Here is a 15,058-nt window from a genome sequence, read left to right on the forward strand (position 1 = left end):
AAAGAACCAACTATTTACAAGAATTAACACATTTTATTTTTGTCACTATTTTTTATCAAAAAAAACATAATTTACCAAATTTTAATGTATAAAATTAATTATATGTATTCAATTAGATATAAAGCTATATTTTTGTCAAAATTAATTTAATGTTAAGCCCCTTCTTTTTAACACCACATTTAGAAACAGGAACTGACGAAGCTGGTCGAGGTTGCCTTGCTGGGCCTGTTACTGCAGCCGCCGTAATATTACCATCTGATTTCCATTATGAGTTTTTAAATGACAGCAAGCAGTTATCTGAAAAAGTTAGAGAAAAATTAAGACCTATTATAGAACAGCAGTGCATTTCATTTGCGATAACACATTTAGAGCCTTTCATTATTGATGAAATCAATATTTTAAACGCATCTATAAAAGCGATGCAAGAAAGCATCTTAAAATTAGATCCTAGACCAGAATCTATTATAGTAGACGGAAACAGTCCATTCATACCAAAAGGAGGAATTAAAAACCGTGGAGGGAAAATTTTCACTGACGCGGAAATTGAAATCTTAAATTCAATTCCAAATACCAGTATCATAAAGGGAGATTCAAAATTTATGAGTATTGCTGCCGCTTCCGTATTAGCTAAGACGTATAGAGATGAGTATATGAACCGGATACATATAGAATTCCCGATGTATAATTGGAAACAAAACAAAGGATATCCCACCAAAGAACACCGTGAAGCAATTCGGAAATTTGGGACCACTAAATACCACCGAATGACATTTCGATTGTTACCGGAACAATTAAAATTAGAAATTTAGATTTTTGATTGCTGTTTAACGATTTCAGATTTCTCAAAAGTCGCTTCAAAAAGAATGGAGAAATGTTTCAGGATTTTTTCTTTCACTTCTGTTTCATTTACTCTTTCAACGCCAAGTTCTACGTTTAAAGAGGTTACGGCTTTGCCACGAATCCCGCACGGAATAATATTGTCAAAATAACCCAAATCAGCATTCACGTTTAGCGCAAATCCATGCATCGTTACCCAACGGGACGCGCGAACGCCCATCGCACAAATTTTTCTGGCAAATGGAGTTCCTGCACCCAACCAAACTCCAGTTTCGCCTTCGCTTCTGCCACAAACTATTCCATATTCCTGAAGTGTAAGAATAATAGATTCTTCGAGAAAACGCAGGTATTTATGAATATCTGTAAAGAAATTTTCTAGGTCTATAATTGGATAGCCCACAATCTGTCCTGGCCCGTGGTAGGTAATATCACCGCCACGATTGATTTTATAGAAAGTCGCTCCTTTGGCTTCGAGTTGTTTTTCAGATAAGAGCAAATTGCTTAAATCTCCACTTTTCCCCAAAGTATAAACATGAGGGTGCTCCACAAAAAGAAAGTAATTGGGCGTTTCCAAATTAGTTTCTTCTCTCCTATTTTTAATTTTTAAGTCAACGATTCCTTTAAACAATTCTTCTTGGTATTCCCAAGTTTCTTTATAATCTTTACTTCTTAAATCTTTAAGTTGGATGATTTTGTTCATTTTTTTTTTGAGATGCCAAAGGTTTTGAGAAACAAAGGTACAAAGGTTTGAAATATGAATTTTGAAAAGTAGATCACAATTTATATGACAAGAACAATAAATGGATATTAATAACCTATTTGCATAGAACTATTAATATCCATTTATTACTCCATGGAATCGAGCAAAAAGGTGTTAGGACTTCCTTTCCAGTTTGTACTTACTGCAATAAACAATTAAATAATTTATAATTTTTTACCCATAACCATCTCTGGTTTAAGGATCACTTTTGTCCATCCATTGTCACGGGCATCAAAATGTTTGTATGCATCAGGAGCCTCGTCTAATGAAAGTTCATGCGAAACAATTAATGATGGTTTTGCTTTACCCACAGAAATCAATGTAGAAAGTTGGCGGTTATACGATTTTACATTCGCCTGTCCCGTGGCAATTTTTTGCCCTTTCATCCAAAACTGACCAAAGTCAAAATCCATGTGTCCTTCTTTTTGTAACTCTTCTTTAGATTTCGGGTCTTTTGGCACAAAAACCCCTACGACTCCGATACAACCTGTTGCTTTTACGGCTTGGACGAGTTCGTTCATCGTTATATTAGAATGCTCCGTACCATGTTTGTCACAACATTGATAACCGACACATTCGCAACCTTTATCCGCACCCATTCCTTTGGTTAGTTCCAGCACTTGTTCCACAGCAGAACCTTTCGAAAAATCAATTGCAATAGCACCCAGTTCTTCAGCAAGTTTCAACCGGTCAGGATGATTATCAACCACCATTATTTGGCTAGCGCCTTTTATACTTGCTGAATGTGCCGCCATAAGTCCTACTGGACCTGCGCCATAGATAACTACTGAATCACCAGGTTGTACACATGCCAATTCCGTGGCGTGATATCCAGTAGGGAAAATATCCGATAACATTACATAGTCATTTTCCTTTTCAACAGCGTCTTCCGGTAATTTGAGACAATTAAAATCGCCATAAGGAACGCGCAAATATTCAGCCTGCCCGCCACTAAAAGGCCCCATTCCGGCAAAACCATAAGCAGCACCTGCAAATCCTGGGTTCATTGTAAGGCAATAACCTGTTAAACCACTTTCGCAATTGCGGCAATGACCGCATCCAATATTAAATGGAAGACAAACCATATCCCCAATTTTAATTTGAGTTACGGCTTTGCCCACTTCCACAACTCTACCCATATTTTCATGTCCAAATATCCTTCCGGATTCCATATCGGTGCGGCCTTGGTACATGTGCAAATCCGACCCACAAATATTAGTTGCGGTTATTTTTACCAATACATCCGTCGGTTGCTCAATTACGGCATCCGGCATTTCTGTGACCCTTACATCGAGCGGGCCGTAATAAACAATTGCTTTCATACTATCTATATTTAAATCGTTATACTTATTGATTAAGGTATTTATTCCTTTTTATTTCAATACATTTTTGGAATTTAATAAAAATTTAAAGATATAGTTATTTTTTTAAGTTATTGTAAATCAATTAGTTAATATAGTGTTATAGTTTTAGGAAGCGAAAATATGAGTGAAAATAAATGGGATCTTTTAATGGTTCCTTTTTTATAAGAAAGTACAGTACTAATATTACTCTAAAAGCACCTCTAACGAAGTGATTTCAGGATTTTGTAAACAATCAGTTAAAGAAAATTGTAGTTCCAAGGATTTGCGGTCTTCACTAATATTTGCTTTTGAATTTGAAACCGATTTTATTTTTTTTGGAAAATAATATTTTAAAACATAGTCTTGCGTAATTTTGAATTTAGAAACTTGCGATTTATAACTTTCAATCTTGCCTTGCTGTTTTTTTAATTCAATTCCATCTGTAATTTTGACTATCCTATTAAAAACACTTCCGTTAAAAGTGTAGTTCACACTGTAATAATGCTCCTCGGCAACCAATGCATAATTATTTTCTATATCATCTGCGTATTCTTCGGTTTTGTGTAAATCGGCAACTTCCTCTATTTTAGTAAAATTCTGAGTGATTGTTGTGCGAAATTCTTTCTCAAAAGAACTTTTCTTGACATGCACTTTTACAGTATTAAATTTTTCAAAAATGGCTTTTTCAAAAGCTGGCAATCTGGAAAACGTTTCGGAATGTTTTGTTATCAAATCCTTAAAAACATAAGTAGTATCCTTAAAAACATCTTCTTTGGAATATTCCTCTCCCACCAATTGCATGTAACTTTGTTCCTCACGCAGTTTGCTAATTTCTATATTCCCGGTTCCGTCCTGGTTTAAATTCATGGTTTCTGTGACTTGGCAACTTGTTAAGAATACTGATAATAATAATGTGATGTATTTTTTCATTGGATTTTTGCGAAATGATTTGATTTCAAATATACATGATTTGTACTATTTTTCATGTTTTTTTGAAAAATAAAAGTCGTTGCATAGCCCCGATAACAGCGGCATCCTTTTTTTCTTGTTTTTTTCAAACAAGAAAAAAAGATAGAGCGAATAGCGGGACAAATCGTCATGAAAAAACGAAATATTGTGCTTCAAAAAACGGTACATTTTAAACTTTAAATTTAAAAACTTATATAGTATCTTTGCGCTCTTAAAATCAGAATAAAATGGCATTATCCGAACAAGAAATATTACGTAGAGAAGCACTTACCGAATTACGCAATTTAGGCATTGAGCCTTATCCGGCAGCTGAATTCATTACAACCGCCTATTCCAGCGAAATCTTAGCCGATTTCGGGAAGTACGAAGGTAAGGAAGTTGTTTTAGCAGGACGTTTGATGGGTAAGCGTATCATGGGAAAGGCGTCATTTGCGGAATTGAAAGATGCTGAAGGACGTATTCAAATCTATGTTTCAAGAGATGACATTTCGACTGATGAAGAGAAAACAATGTACAATATAGTTTTCAAAAAACTTTTGGATATTGGTGATTTTATTGGGATTCGCGGAACGGTTTTCAAAACACAAGTTGGTGAAATCTCAGTTCATGTTTATGGATTGACGGTTTTGGCAAAAGCCTTAAAACCACTTCCTGTGGTAAAAACGGATGCTGATGGGAAAACGTACGATGCTTTTGCTGATCCGGAACAAAGATACCGTCGTCGTTACGTGGATTTAACCGTAAACGATTACGTGAAGGAAACGTTTATCAAAAGAACTAAATTGTTCAATGCAATGCGTTCTTTCTTTAATGACAAAGGATATCTTGAGGTAGAAACGCCTGTTTTACAACCAATTCCTGGTGGTGCTGCGGCGCGTCCATTTATCACGCACCACAACGCGCTTGACATGCCTTTGTACATGCGTATTGCCAATGAATTATACTTAAAAAGATTGATTGTTGGTGGTTTTGATGGAGTGTATGAGTTTTCGAAAAACTTCCGTAACGAAGGAATGGACCGAACCCATAATCCAGAGTTTACCGCCATGGAAATATATGTAGCCTACAAAGACTACAACTGGATGATGAAATTCACTGAAAACTTGTTGGAACATTGCGCCATAAGTGTAAACGGAACTTCAGAAGCGACTTTTGGGGAACACACTGTGAACTTCAAAGCGCCTTATGCTAGAGTTACGATGACAGATTCTATCAAACAATTTACTGGTTTTGATATATCAGGAAAAAGTGAAGTTGAATTATTTGATGCAGCAACAGGAATGGGTATTATTGTGGATGCAACCATGGGAAAAGGGAAATTGATTGATGAAATCTTCGGCGCTAAATGCGAAGGAAATTATATTCAACCAACTTTTATTACTGATTATCCAAAAGAAATGTCTCCGCTGTGCAAACAACACCGTGATAATCCAGAATTGACGGAACGTTTTGAGTTAATGGTTTGTGGTAAAGAAGTAGCGAACGCTTATTCTGAGTTGAATGATCCGATTGACCAAAGAGAACGTTTTGAAGAGCAGATGAGATTAGCTGAAAAAGGAGATGATGAAGCTACTGGAATTATCGATGAAGATTTCTTGAGAGCGTTAGAATATGGAATGCCACCAACTTCCGGATTAGGAATTGGAATGGACCGTTTGATGATGTTCCTGACCAATAATGCTTCTATTCAAGAAGTATTGTTGTTCCCTCAAATGCGACCAGAGAAAAAACAGGTGAAAATTGAATTGGAAGAAGATGAGAAATTAATTGTCTCGTTATTACAAGGAAATGAAAACCAAATGGAGTTTGGTCTTTTAAAAATCAAATCGGAATTGAGTGGTAAAAAATGGGACAAAGCCATGAAAAATTTATCTTCTTTAGGATTGACCGAAGTTGTCGTAAATGGTGATGTGAAAGCTTGTAGATTGAAAGAATAAGTTTATTCGAAAAATATATTTGTAAAAAGGAGCTTCAACTGGAGCTCCTTTTTTTTATAGAATATTATCTTTATATTTGAGTAAAATTAATCGAGATGGAAAATCTAATTTCACGAATTACAATAAACCCTGATGTTTGCCACGGAAAGCCAACCGTAAGAAATATGAGATGGCCTGTGGAAGTAATATTAGATATGTTAGGTTCTGGTATGGAAACCAGTGAAATCTTAGACGATCATCCTGAATTAGAGAGAGAAGATATTTTAGCATCGTTATATTATGCGAAATTATCAATTTCAGGAGATATTCTAAAAGAAGTAAGTTAATGAAATTTCTATGTGATGTACATATTTCAATTAAACTTACAAAACACATCAACAATCAAGGATTTGAATGCACTCATATCAATACTATTTTAGATAAATGGTTTACAACAGATAGTACTATTGCTAAATTTTCCGACCTAAACGATTTTATATTAATCACGAAAGATTTTGATTTTAAAAACTCGTTCCTAGTACAAAAAAGTCCAAAAAAATTAATAAAGATAAATTTAGGCAATATCTCAAATGCTCAATTAATTAAGATCTTTGATAACTTTATCAGTGAAATAGAAACGATTAACAAAACCCATAATCAATATTTGATTGAAATTGACAGCCATTTTATTAAGGTGACCACTATTTAATAAATTGATGCAAAACTTAAAAAATTGTCTAATTTGAACTTTTTGTAGTTTTTTTGAAATTTGGTTTGATAGTTTGGTGATTCATTCTTAAAAAAAACCATAAAAGAAGGAGCTTCAAATTGAAGCTCCTTTTTTGTTCCAAACTATAACTCTGATAGTATTAAAATCCAAAACTAATATTCAAAAAGAAATTTCTTCCTTTTCTAGGGATATTGTTCCAATCTGAAAAAGTGGAATAATACGTATCTAAAACATTCTCTACACCTGCTTTTACATTCCATTTGTTTTTATCAATCTGAAATGAATAACTCGATGCGATGTTTAAAATCGCATAATCCGGCGTTCTGTCTTCACCGTAAAAAGGACTGTACTGCGTTTGAACTGCATTTCCCTGAACCGCGATTTCAGAGTAGAATTTATTTAGTCTATAATGTAACGAAGATGAATACCGCAACGGACTTATAAAAGGCAAATTCTCTTTTTTATAATCCTGTCCGTAGCTGTAAACCAATTGCCCTGACCATTTAAAGTTCGTGTCAAATTGGTATTCAATATTCAAATCAGTATTAAAAATAGTAGCATAATCAAGTGCGGTATAGATTTTTATTCCGCTTGCGCCAATAGTCATCGGAATCAAGTTCTCAGCTGGTTTACCAACTATATAATTTGAGATATGAAAATAAGAAGACGAGATTTTAGTGCTTATTTTTTTGGTTTTGTAACCAATAAAAGCATTAGCTTCTGATGATTTTTCATTTCTTAATTCCGGGTTTCCAATATAATCGAATCGGTCAAAACTATTGAACAAGTAAAATCCATATCCCTCAGAAACCGATGGAGCACGCTCACCATAAGCAAGTCCAAATCCATACTGAAACCCATTTTTATCATACATATAATTTGACGAAATACTTTTTAAAATTCTATTTTTGCTGTCTTTCATATTTGGATAAAAAATCTGCAAACTTTCCAGTCCCAAAGCATCAGCAACTTTATTAAAATGATTCGCAACGCTAGCTGAAAACCTCAAACTGGATTGACTGTTCAAAATGATATTATCTTCCAGAAACACCGCATTATAAAGTGTTCGCACATCCGGCCAGGTAAACATAAACATCAAACTTTCTTTTGGATCGCTCGGATACATCGTCATTTCAGCAATGGAACGGTTGTAAAACGAATTTAAATCGACCAGAAAATGATGGCTTTTAAAAACTCCTTTAACTTTTGAATAGAATCCGTACGTATCGCTCCAACCCGGCATATCCATGCGAATTGGTACAAAAGGTCGTTTGGTGTCATCCATTATGTGTGTAATCGTGTTGTAATAAATTTTGGTTTCCCAATTTTCAATTTTTGATGACTTTAGTACATATTCAAATTTCAATGAAGTGATTAAAGCTTCCGCCAAAGAAACATCCATCGGAAGTGCGGGGTATCCAACATCCGTTGCTTTGTCATAGATTAATGAAGCTTCCAACATTTTATTTTCATCAAAAGAAAAACCAGAAGTGGCAGAAATATTGAATTTTCTAAACTGTGAAAACAAAACTTCTTGATTGTTTCCTGCTGAATAATTTTCGGCATCGCGGTACATAAAATCAGTATCATTATAAAAATGATTGTTTGCGTAATTGACTCCCGATCCAATAATTTTTTGATTGCCGTTACTTTCAAAACCGGAATGCAATGAAACATCCCAACCGGAATTCATAAATCCGCTGCGATTTCTTTTTAAATCAATAGCTCCGCCAATGGTTGCTCCATGACAACCGCCCAGCTGTCCCGATGTGATTGTGGCTTCCGATAAATTGGAAACCTCAACATAAGAAGTTATCGGGTCCATTTTGTCCGTACAAGCACCAAAAACGCGCATTCCGTCTATAGTAATCAACGTTCTTTCGGTAGCCATACTATTAATAATTGGCTCCCATGCATAACCGCCTCTTTTAATCATTCCAACTTTTCCAGACTGTTGCAAATACTCCTCCACCGTAGCCAGAGGTTTGGTTTGTTTTTGATATAATTGGGTTTTTTTTCCAATGACAATCACTTCATTTAGTTTTTTTGGAACGACCGTATCTGCAACTTGGTCTTGTGCATAAAGAGTTATCGAAGTGAAACATAAGAGTACAAAACCATATAATTTCTTTCTCATCATAGAAAAATTAAAAAAAGGCCAAAAGCGCTGTCAATACATTTGATATTTTTGACCTTTTTTAGTTAGGAAAATGTACCAGAATTAGAATTCTATCTCCAAGTAAATACTGCTTGCCGGAACTAAATCCGTAATGCTTTCGCCTTTCAAAACAACGTTAGATGCGTTCAAAAGCTGCAAGTTGATTTTCCATAAACCGGTCATGGTCAATGATAATTTTCCATGATATAATTTGTCCAAAGTAGACTGCGTTAAATCAACATTGTTTGGCGAACCATGATTTCCCATACTTGGCATTCTTGGATCAATTTTAACTTTAAAATTATCAACTACTGGAAAACTCATCATCGATTCCATTTTATAAACACCGATGGTAATATCGTTAAGTGCCACTTTTGGATGATGTGGTTCAATGTAAGCCACAATATATTTTACATTATCAGAACCTGTAAAAGTAGTCACTCTTTGTTTGGCCGAAGCCGGAACATCAATCACTGAAGTTGCCGTATACGCGGCTCCATTAATCGTATAATCAATTTTTAAATCCCAATATTCCGTGGCGTTTTGAGGCATTTGAAAAACAATATTTCCTTTGTATAAAGTTCCATCAGCCGTTACTTTCTCAACTCCCGATTTAGGACAGGAATGCGTCATCATAGTCATGTGCATCAGTGGAATCCAACTAACAGTCGCATTTTTTTCATAATTGCCACTTGTTTTGTCTTTAATTCTTAAACTGATTTCGTTATAACCTTGTTCTAAAGCTCCCGAATGAGCGTACAATTCGATAGTATGGGTCGTGTTTGTTATTTCTTTGAATTTGGTCAGTTCTGCCAATTCATTTACGGCCGGAGTTTCGCTGTCTGAAGAACAGGAGGGAAAAGCAAGTATTACAGCCATTACAGCCAGTATATTTTTTAATTGAAATTTCATTTCTTTAGATTTTATTTTAAATATTAGGTATTGATTTGCAGGCCATTTTTGGATTATTTATTTCCAAAAAAAGCAAGCAGAATCTCATCCGTTGCGGAAAACGGATTAATAAAAGCACATTACATGCCTAAAAAATTTAAGAAATGAAAGTGGGTGGGTGAAATACAGAAGCAATATTCAAGTAAAAGTATAAATTAGAATAGTACTGGTTTGTTTTTTCTTTGGTACCAAAACAAACGGGTACAATTTCGAAAGATTTGATTTCCTCAAAAATGAGTACATCAAGTATTGGAGTAGTTCCTTTTTTATCTGAAGAAAGCGGTTTTTCACCATCAGAAGCCTTAGCCAATTCTTTCATCAAATGACATTTTCCGTTACATTGCATTTTAGGTTTATCCCTATTGATACAAAGTACTTTTGAAATATATTCATAATTGACAACATACTCTAAAACCGGAAGAATCGGCTTTACAAGCATCATAAGTACAATTATGAATATGATTTTTTTCACAGTGCAAAAGTAATATGTTTTTTAAATTCTACAGCGATTAAACACATCAGTTACAAAAGAATATTTTTAGAATTTATTTTTAAAAATCTCTGATTATTTATATGCTTACCCAGAGGAAATACACATTATAATCCTTAGTTGCTTATTCAACAAAAGTCATAAAAACTTATACCTAAGAACACGAAACGAGAAAACTAATTCTCGTTTTAATCGCGATATCAGCATTATTTTAAACTAAATAATATAGGATTAAAAGAAACCATTACCCAAGCCCAATTATTGGTATTGGCGGCATCAGCAACATTTTTTATTCTTTCTAAAGTTTCAGAACCAAACATTTGAGAATATCCCATTGAAGCAACAATATCCTTCTGAATCGTGTAACTGGCAGTAAAATCGAGTTCTGTTCCTAAATAGCTATCCATCTCATTATTGGTAGCATCCAAAACAGTATTCGGCGCATTAAAAACATGTGGCATCAACGTAAACTGCCAGTTATTAGACGTGTAGTTTAACTTTAAATAGGCATCTTGCAATCCCACACTGTTTTGATGATTTCCTACATAAAAATAATCCATGAAACCATTAAAACCATGATTGGTTCCAAAAATCGGGTTAAACGATTTTATGTCGGAACTGTTATCGTTTTGGTTTTTACCCGAAAGATATTCATATCCTAATCCCGCTTTGAATGTATTGGTGACCGCATGCCCAAGGAACGCTCCTGCATACCAGGAGTTAACCTTTTTACCGGCGCTTTTTCCAGTTTGTCCGTAAGCCCCAAAATTAGTATCCCATTTTTTTTCCTTGAAAGAAAAGTAAGTGCCAAAAGTTTGTTTGTAATCTATTTCTAAATTGCCAAGGGATTTTCCAAATTGATATCCGGTATTTAACAGCAGCAAACTCAAATTTAATTTGCTAAACTGGGTATGATACCATGCATATTGCAAGTTTTTGTAGTTCGTCGTGTAAGCGATTTTCGGCTCCAATAAATTTTCTGCATTGGCATTCAAAGCAAAACCTAAATCCAATTGATGATTCTTAGGATGAAATGTAATTACTGCAGCATCATGACTTTGTCCTTGTTGCGCCCAATCGATTTCTCCAAAAATACGCTGATTGTCATACGAAATCACTTGGCGGCCTATACGTGCATTCCATTTGGTATCAAAATCATATTGCGCCCAAGCTTCAAATAAAGCAATTCCGTTTTTATCAACCGATGTTGTTGTCGCCACATCTCCCCAGGTACGAATGTTCTGAAAAGTCAATTTGGTTTTTAATTTTTCTTGCTTGTAATCAAAATTTAATCGGGAACGTTGCGATACAAATGAGGTTGCATTTTCACCGTTTTGTATAATGCTTTTAAAACCGTTTCGGAATTCATAACGCGGTCTCAGTTGCAGATTTACATCCAACTCTTGGGCATAAGTTTCTATGCTTACCATTCCTAAAAATGACAAACCAATTATTTTAAATAGTTTCATGTTTAATTTATTTTTTGCGCTTCCTCAGTAATCTTTTGAATGGTTTGGTCTGAATTGACACCTAAACCTTCTTGCTGATATGCTAATTCGCCGTCAGCATTAAATACAGTTATGATATTGGAATGGGAGAATTCCAACGGCGCTATTTTTTTATAATTCACAGCTAAAACTGCTGCAAATTCTCTTGTGTTTTCTTCTGATGAGCGTAAGAAAACCCATTGTGGGCCGTCCATTTTATTTTCAATGGCAAATGCTTTCAAACGTTTGGGCGTATCTACAGCTGGATCAATACTCACTAAAACCAATGTCACGTTATCCCTTAGATTATTCGGCAATCTTTGTTCAATGTTACGCATGTCAGCCAGTAATCTTGGGCAAGCAGACTTACAAGAAGTGTAAATCATTACCATAACCAGCACTTTTCCTTTCAAATCTTTCATTTCTAGATTTTCACCTTCTTCATTGGTCCATTTTGAAGGAAGATTATAAATGGATAAATCCGAAATCGGTTTGTCTATTGTTTCTACTTTTGATTTATTTACACAGGATTGAAGTGATAAAAGAATTAAAACCAATCCTAAAAAAAGCGTTTTACAAGTATTTTTTTTAATTTTCATTTTTGAAAGATTTACCTGTTCTGATAAGCTGGGGTTATGACTTTTTGATTTCATTTCTGTTGTCATTTGAGTTGATTTTGAATGCTATTTTTTATCTTTCGCACATCGAAAACCGAGGTTTTTAGTAGTAAATCGTGCTTTAAGACTTCCTCGGAAAGCATAACGCATAAAAGCGGCATAATTCATTAAATCTGTTGCGTTGACAGAACCGCTTCCGCAAAATAGATTCCGGTCCGTATCCTTATCTTTTCTGGATTCCCCAGAAAGAAAAACACTGTTGAAATCGGCTGTCCACTCCCAAACTAATCCATGCATATCATAAACGCCCCAATAATTTTTGAAAGTACGACCTACCGGATTTGCATAGGTTTTTGGCTTTTCATACCAAGACAAAATGTAATTATTAAAGTTTTCTTTGGTACGTGCGTCAATTCGTTTCTCATCGGCCATGGCAACATATTCCCATTCGTCCATAGTCGGTAATCGTTTTCCTTGACACTCACAATATTTTTTGGCTGTAAACCAAGAAATATTCGTTACCGGAGCAGTATTTAAATTGGCAGAGCCATAATTAAAATCACTTTCCCAATGAGACAAATAGCTTTTATCGGCAAAAACACCTTTCATTCTGGAGCGACTGTTTTCTGGATATTTCTTTAAAAATTCCAAAAACTGGGCATTGGTCACCGGATAAATGTCAAGTTTAAAAGCTTCAACTTGCACTGGTTTTTTACTTGTAGCTCCATAAAGAGGGACAAAAGTCCCTCTTTCAATAGAAGCCATTTTAACAACTTGAGACGATAGCGATGCTGTAATAAGAAACAAAAATAGTGGCAAAAATTTTTTCAAATTTAACATGGCTAATTTCTTTTAAGTTGTACGAATTATTTTCTTTGGGCTTTTACCATTTCTGGTGTAACCTTGGTTTTATTATTTCCCCAACTGGCGTAAACATACGTCATGGCATCTGCTATCTGTTGATCGCTTAATGCTTGTGCGGGCATGGCGCTATTAAATTTTTTACCATTTACAGTAATCGGTCCCTTTAATCCTTTTACGACTCCTTTTATGGCGCGATTCACATCTTTATTTAAATAATCTGATTTCGCTAAAGGAGGGAAAGCACCCGGAATTCCTTGCCCGGCAGCTTGGTGACAAGCGATACACGTTTTCGCATAAATTCCTTTTCCTTTATCAGCGCTTTGACTGTATCCTTGTAAAGCCAGTCCCATCATTCCGATGCATAAAATATACTTTTTCATTTTATTATAATTAAAGTTAAATACTTATTTCAATTTGGATTAAATCCCATTTTTATTCATGAATATCTTTTACTTTTGGCGCCACTTTTCCTCTCAATGTTTTAACCATTGCCGGCGTTACAACCGTTTTATTATTTCCCCAACTATCGTAGACATAAGTCAGCACACTGGCTACTTCATCGTCGGTCAAATTTTGACTGGTCATAACATTATTGAATTTTTTACCATTTACAGTAACTTCTCCGCTCAGTCCGTGTAAAACCGCATTTATTGCTCTATCAGAATTAGCGTTTAAGAAATCTGATTTGGCTAATGGAGGAAATGCGTTAGGAATTCCTTGCCCTTCTGATTGGTGACAGGCGAGACAGGTTCTTCCGTAAAGTTGTTTCCCTGCTTTTATATGTTCGGCTACAGTTTTTACCGCAACACTTTTAGTTGCCCCTTTTACTTTTGGCATATTTTGTATCGTACCACCCTCCGGTAAATAAATTCCTTCTTGAGTAGTTCCGGAATAGACGTTTTTAGTATCATCTCCTTCTACTTTTAACATTCCTAACGCCCCTTTGTTGAAAGCTCTAAAAATAGAGTGATCTACCAGAATAAATGTACCGGGAACTTCCACTTTAAATTCAACTATTGCAGCGCCACCGGCTGGTATCAAAGTTGTTTGGACATTTTTGTTAATCAAATCCCCACCTTCTACATGAACTTTGTCAAATATTTCACCAATTGCATGAAAAGAAGAGACTAAGTTAGGTCCACCGTTACCCATATAAATACGTACTGTTTCCCCTTTTTTGGCTGTTAATGCTTTATCTCCTGTTAACGCCCCTACTTTTCCATTAAATACAACGTAATCAGGTTGTTCTTTAATCGCTTTATTCATGTCAAATGGTTGAGAGCCTTGTTCTCCATAATTTCCTTTGGTATAAAAATCGCCTTGCATGATGTAGTATTCTTTGTCAACTGGAGGCAAACCACCTTCAGGTTCCACTAAAATCAAACCATACATGCCGTTTGCAATGTGCATTCCCACGGGAGCTGTGGCGCAATGGTAGACATACAAGCCAGGATTCAACGTTTTGAAATTGAATACTTTTTCATGTCCCGGTGCCACTAATGAAGATGTTGCTCCTCCGCCTGGTCCAGTTACCGCATGTAAATCTATATTATGTGGCATTTTATTATCGGGGTGATTTTTCAAATGAAATTCTACCTCATCACCAACCCGAGTTCTTATAAAACTTCCAGGAACTGATCCTCCAAACGTCCAATAGGTATATTTAACACCATCTACCATTTCGCCCTCTTGTTCTTTAATTTCCATGTTCACAACCAATTTCGTAGCGGCACGATCGCCCACTGGTTTAGGAACAAAAGGAGGTGCCGTCAGCTCTGCTGTCTTTTGACCATCTATCGTAATACTTTCATAATATTTTGAGTCTTTTTCCTCATTTTTAGAACAAGAATACAGACCAAGGGCTACAAAAAAAGCAATGGCCAATACCCTATTCTGTTTGTTGAAATTAAATGTAATTTCCATAATAATTTAGGTG

At 35.3% G+C, this 15,058-nt stretch carries 14 protein-coding genes and 1 pseudogene; 4 read left to right on the top strand and 11 right to left on the bottom strand.

Annotation, left to right across the window (positions count from 1 at the left end):
• Nucleotides 1-149: 149 nt before the first annotated feature.
• Entirely contained in the window at nucleotides 150-809 is a 660-nt protein-coding gene (locus ACP7AT_RS09340) for a ribonuclease HII (protein ID WP_426064062.1), read from the top strand.
• Here the strand turns inward: ACP7AT_RS09340 and lipB are convergent.
• The 3 genes from lipB to ACP7AT_RS09355 all read right to left on the bottom strand — a co-directional run bounded on the left by lipB (nucleotide 806) and on the right by ACP7AT_RS09355 (nucleotide 3,870).
• Nucleotides 806-1,537, bottom strand: a complete 732-nt coding sequence (lipB, locus tag ACP7AT_RS09345; protein WP_426064063.1) for a lipoyl(octanoyl) transferase LipB — start codon at nucleotides 1,535-1,537, stop codon at nucleotides 806-808. The two genes, ACP7AT_RS09340 and lipB, sit on opposite strands and share 4 nt — an antisense overlap.
• A gap of 224 nt (nucleotides 1,538-1,761) precedes the next feature.
• Nucleotides 1,762-2,919, bottom strand: a complete 1,158-nt coding sequence (locus tag ACP7AT_RS09350) for a glutathione-independent formaldehyde dehydrogenase (RefSeq protein ID WP_426064064.1) — start codon at nucleotides 2,917-2,919, stop codon at nucleotides 1,762-1,764.
• 225 nt (nucleotides 2,920-3,144) lie between these two features.
• Nucleotides 3,145-3,870: a hypothetical protein gene (locus ACP7AT_RS09355; RefSeq protein WP_426064065.1), complete on the bottom strand. Its 726-nt coding sequence runs from the start codon at nucleotides 3,868-3,870 to the stop codon at nucleotides 3,145-3,147.
• 266 nt (nucleotides 3,871-4,136) lie between these two features.
• Between ACP7AT_RS09355 and lysS the strand changes: the two genes are divergently transcribed.
• From lysS to ACP7AT_RS09370, 3 genes are all read left to right on the top strand, one after another.
• Entirely contained in the window at nucleotides 4,137-5,846 is a 1,710-nt protein-coding gene (gene lysS, locus ACP7AT_RS09360; protein WP_426064066.1) for a lysine--tRNA ligase, read from the top strand.
• Nucleotides 5,847-5,941: 95 nt separating this feature from the next.
• Nucleotides 5,942-6,172, top strand: a complete 231-nt coding sequence (locus tag ACP7AT_RS09365; RefSeq protein WP_091202359.1) for a DUF433 domain-containing protein — start codon at nucleotides 5,942-5,944, stop codon at nucleotides 6,170-6,172.
• The gene (locus ACP7AT_RS09370) at nucleotides 6,172-6,534 is read left to right on the top strand and encodes a DUF5615 family PIN-like protein (protein ID WP_426064067.1); all 363 of its coding nucleotides are present in this window, start codon (nucleotides 6,172-6,174) and stop codon (nucleotides 6,532-6,534) included. Before ACP7AT_RS09365 ends, ACP7AT_RS09370 begins: the two co-directional genes overlap by 1 nt.
• 160 nt (nucleotides 6,535-6,694) lie before the next feature.
• Here ACP7AT_RS09370 and ACP7AT_RS09375 read toward each other — a convergent pair whose 3' ends face one another.
• The 8 genes and pseudogenes from ACP7AT_RS09375 to nirK all read right to left on the bottom strand — a co-directional run bounded on the left by ACP7AT_RS09375 (nucleotide 6,695) and on the right by nirK (nucleotide 15,045).
• On the bottom strand, nucleotides 6,695-8,692 hold the full coding sequence (locus tag ACP7AT_RS09375; RefSeq protein WP_426064068.1) for a TonB-dependent receptor: 1,998 nt from the start codon (nucleotides 8,690-8,692) through the stop codon (nucleotides 6,695-6,697).
• Nucleotides 8,693-8,776: 84 nt separating this feature from the next.
• Nucleotides 8,777-9,625 (bottom strand): hypothetical protein, encoded by an 849-nt coding sequence (locus ACP7AT_RS09380; protein WP_426064069.1) that lies wholly within the window; start codon nucleotides 9,623-9,625, stop codon nucleotides 8,777-8,779.
• 136 nt (nucleotides 9,626-9,761) lie between these two features.
• Complete coding sequence (locus tag ACP7AT_RS09385; RefSeq protein WP_426064070.1) at nucleotides 9,762-10,106, bottom strand: hypothetical protein; 345 nt, start codon at nucleotides 10,104-10,106, stop codon at nucleotides 9,762-9,764.
• Between the two features lie 254 nt (nucleotides 10,107-10,360).
• Nucleotides 10,361-11,623, bottom strand: a complete 1,263-nt coding sequence (locus ACP7AT_RS09390) for an alginate export family protein (protein WP_426064071.1) — start codon at nucleotides 11,621-11,623, stop codon at nucleotides 10,361-10,363.
• A gap of 2 nt (nucleotides 11,624-11,625) precedes the next feature.
• Nucleotides 11,626-12,240, bottom strand: a complete 615-nt coding sequence (locus ACP7AT_RS09395) for an SCO family protein (RefSeq protein ID WP_426064072.1) — start codon at nucleotides 12,238-12,240, stop codon at nucleotides 11,626-11,628.
• 84 nt (nucleotides 12,241-12,324) lie between these two features.
• Nucleotides 12,325-13,023, bottom strand: coding sequence for a formylglycine-generating enzyme family protein (locus ACP7AT_RS09400; RefSeq protein ID WP_426064229.1), 699 nt, complete (start codon nucleotides 13,021-13,023; stop codon nucleotides 12,325-12,327).
• A 101-nt stretch (nucleotides 13,024-13,124) separates the two neighbouring features.
• Nucleotides 13,125-13,430 (bottom strand): annotated as a pseudogene (locus ACP7AT_RS09405) (c-type cytochrome); the annotation flags it as partial.
• 124 nt (nucleotides 13,431-13,554) lie between these two features.
• Entirely contained in the window at nucleotides 13,555-15,045 is a 1,491-nt protein-coding gene (nirK, locus tag ACP7AT_RS09410) for a copper-containing nitrite reductase (RefSeq protein ID WP_426064073.1), read from the bottom strand.
• Nucleotides 15,046-15,058: the final 13 nt, after the last annotated feature.

Source organism: Flavobacterium sp. DSP2-3-1 (assembly GCF_049896865.1).
Taxonomy (GTDB): Bacteria; Bacteroidota; Bacteroidia; order Flavobacteriales; family Flavobacteriaceae; genus Flavobacterium.

Bases quoted from the DNA above. Each gene is read 5' to 3' on its own strand.
- ACP7AT_RS09380 (WP_426064069.1), bottom strand. From the start codon at position 9,625: ATGAAATTTCAATTAAAAAATATACTGGCTGTAATGGCTGTAATACTT.
- lysS (WP_426064066.1), top strand. From the start codon at position 4,137: ATGGCATTATCCGAACAAGAAATATTACGTAGAGAAGCACTTACCGAA.
- ACP7AT_RS09355 (WP_426064065.1), bottom strand. From the start codon at position 3,870: ATGAAAAAATACATCACATTATTATTATCAGTATTCTTAACAAGTTGC.
- ACP7AT_RS09385 (WP_426064070.1), bottom strand. From the start codon at position 10,106: ATGATGCTTGTAAAGCCGATTCTTCCGGTTTTAGAGTATGTTGTCAAT.
- ACP7AT_RS09390 (WP_426064071.1), bottom strand. From the start codon at position 11,623: ATGAAACTATTTAAAATAATTGGTTTGTCATTTTTAGGAATGGTAAGC.
- nirK (WP_426064073.1), bottom strand. From the start codon at position 15,045: ATGGAAATTACATTTAATTTCAACAAACAGAATAGGGTATTGGCCATT.
- ACP7AT_RS09365 (WP_091202359.1), top strand. From the start codon at position 5,942: ATGGAAAATCTAATTTCACGAATTACAATAAACCCTGATGTTTGCCAC.
- ACP7AT_RS09395 (WP_426064072.1), bottom strand. From the start codon at position 12,240: ATGAAAATTAAAAAAAATACTTGTAAAACGCTTTTTTTAGGATTGGTT.
- ACP7AT_RS09375 (WP_426064068.1), bottom strand. From the start codon at position 8,692: ATGAGAAAGAAATTATATGGTTTTGTACTCTTATGTTTCACTTCGATA.
- ACP7AT_RS09400 (WP_426064229.1), bottom strand. From the start codon at position 13,023: ATGGCTTCTATTGAAAGAGGGACTTTTGTCCCTCTTTATGGAGCTACA.
- lipB (WP_426064063.1), bottom strand. From the start codon at position 1,537: ATGAACAAAATCATCCAACTTAAAGATTTAAGAAGTAAAGATTATAAA.
- ACP7AT_RS09340 (WP_426064062.1), top strand. From the start codon at position 150: ATGTTAAGCCCCTTCTTTTTAACACCACATTTAGAAACAGGAACTGAC.
- ACP7AT_RS09350 (WP_426064064.1), bottom strand. From the start codon at position 2,919: ATGAAAGCAATTGTTTATTACGGCCCGCTCGATGTAAGGGTCACAGAA.
- ACP7AT_RS09370 (WP_426064067.1), top strand. From the start codon at position 6,172: ATGAAATTTCTATGTGATGTACATATTTCAATTAAACTTACAAAACAC.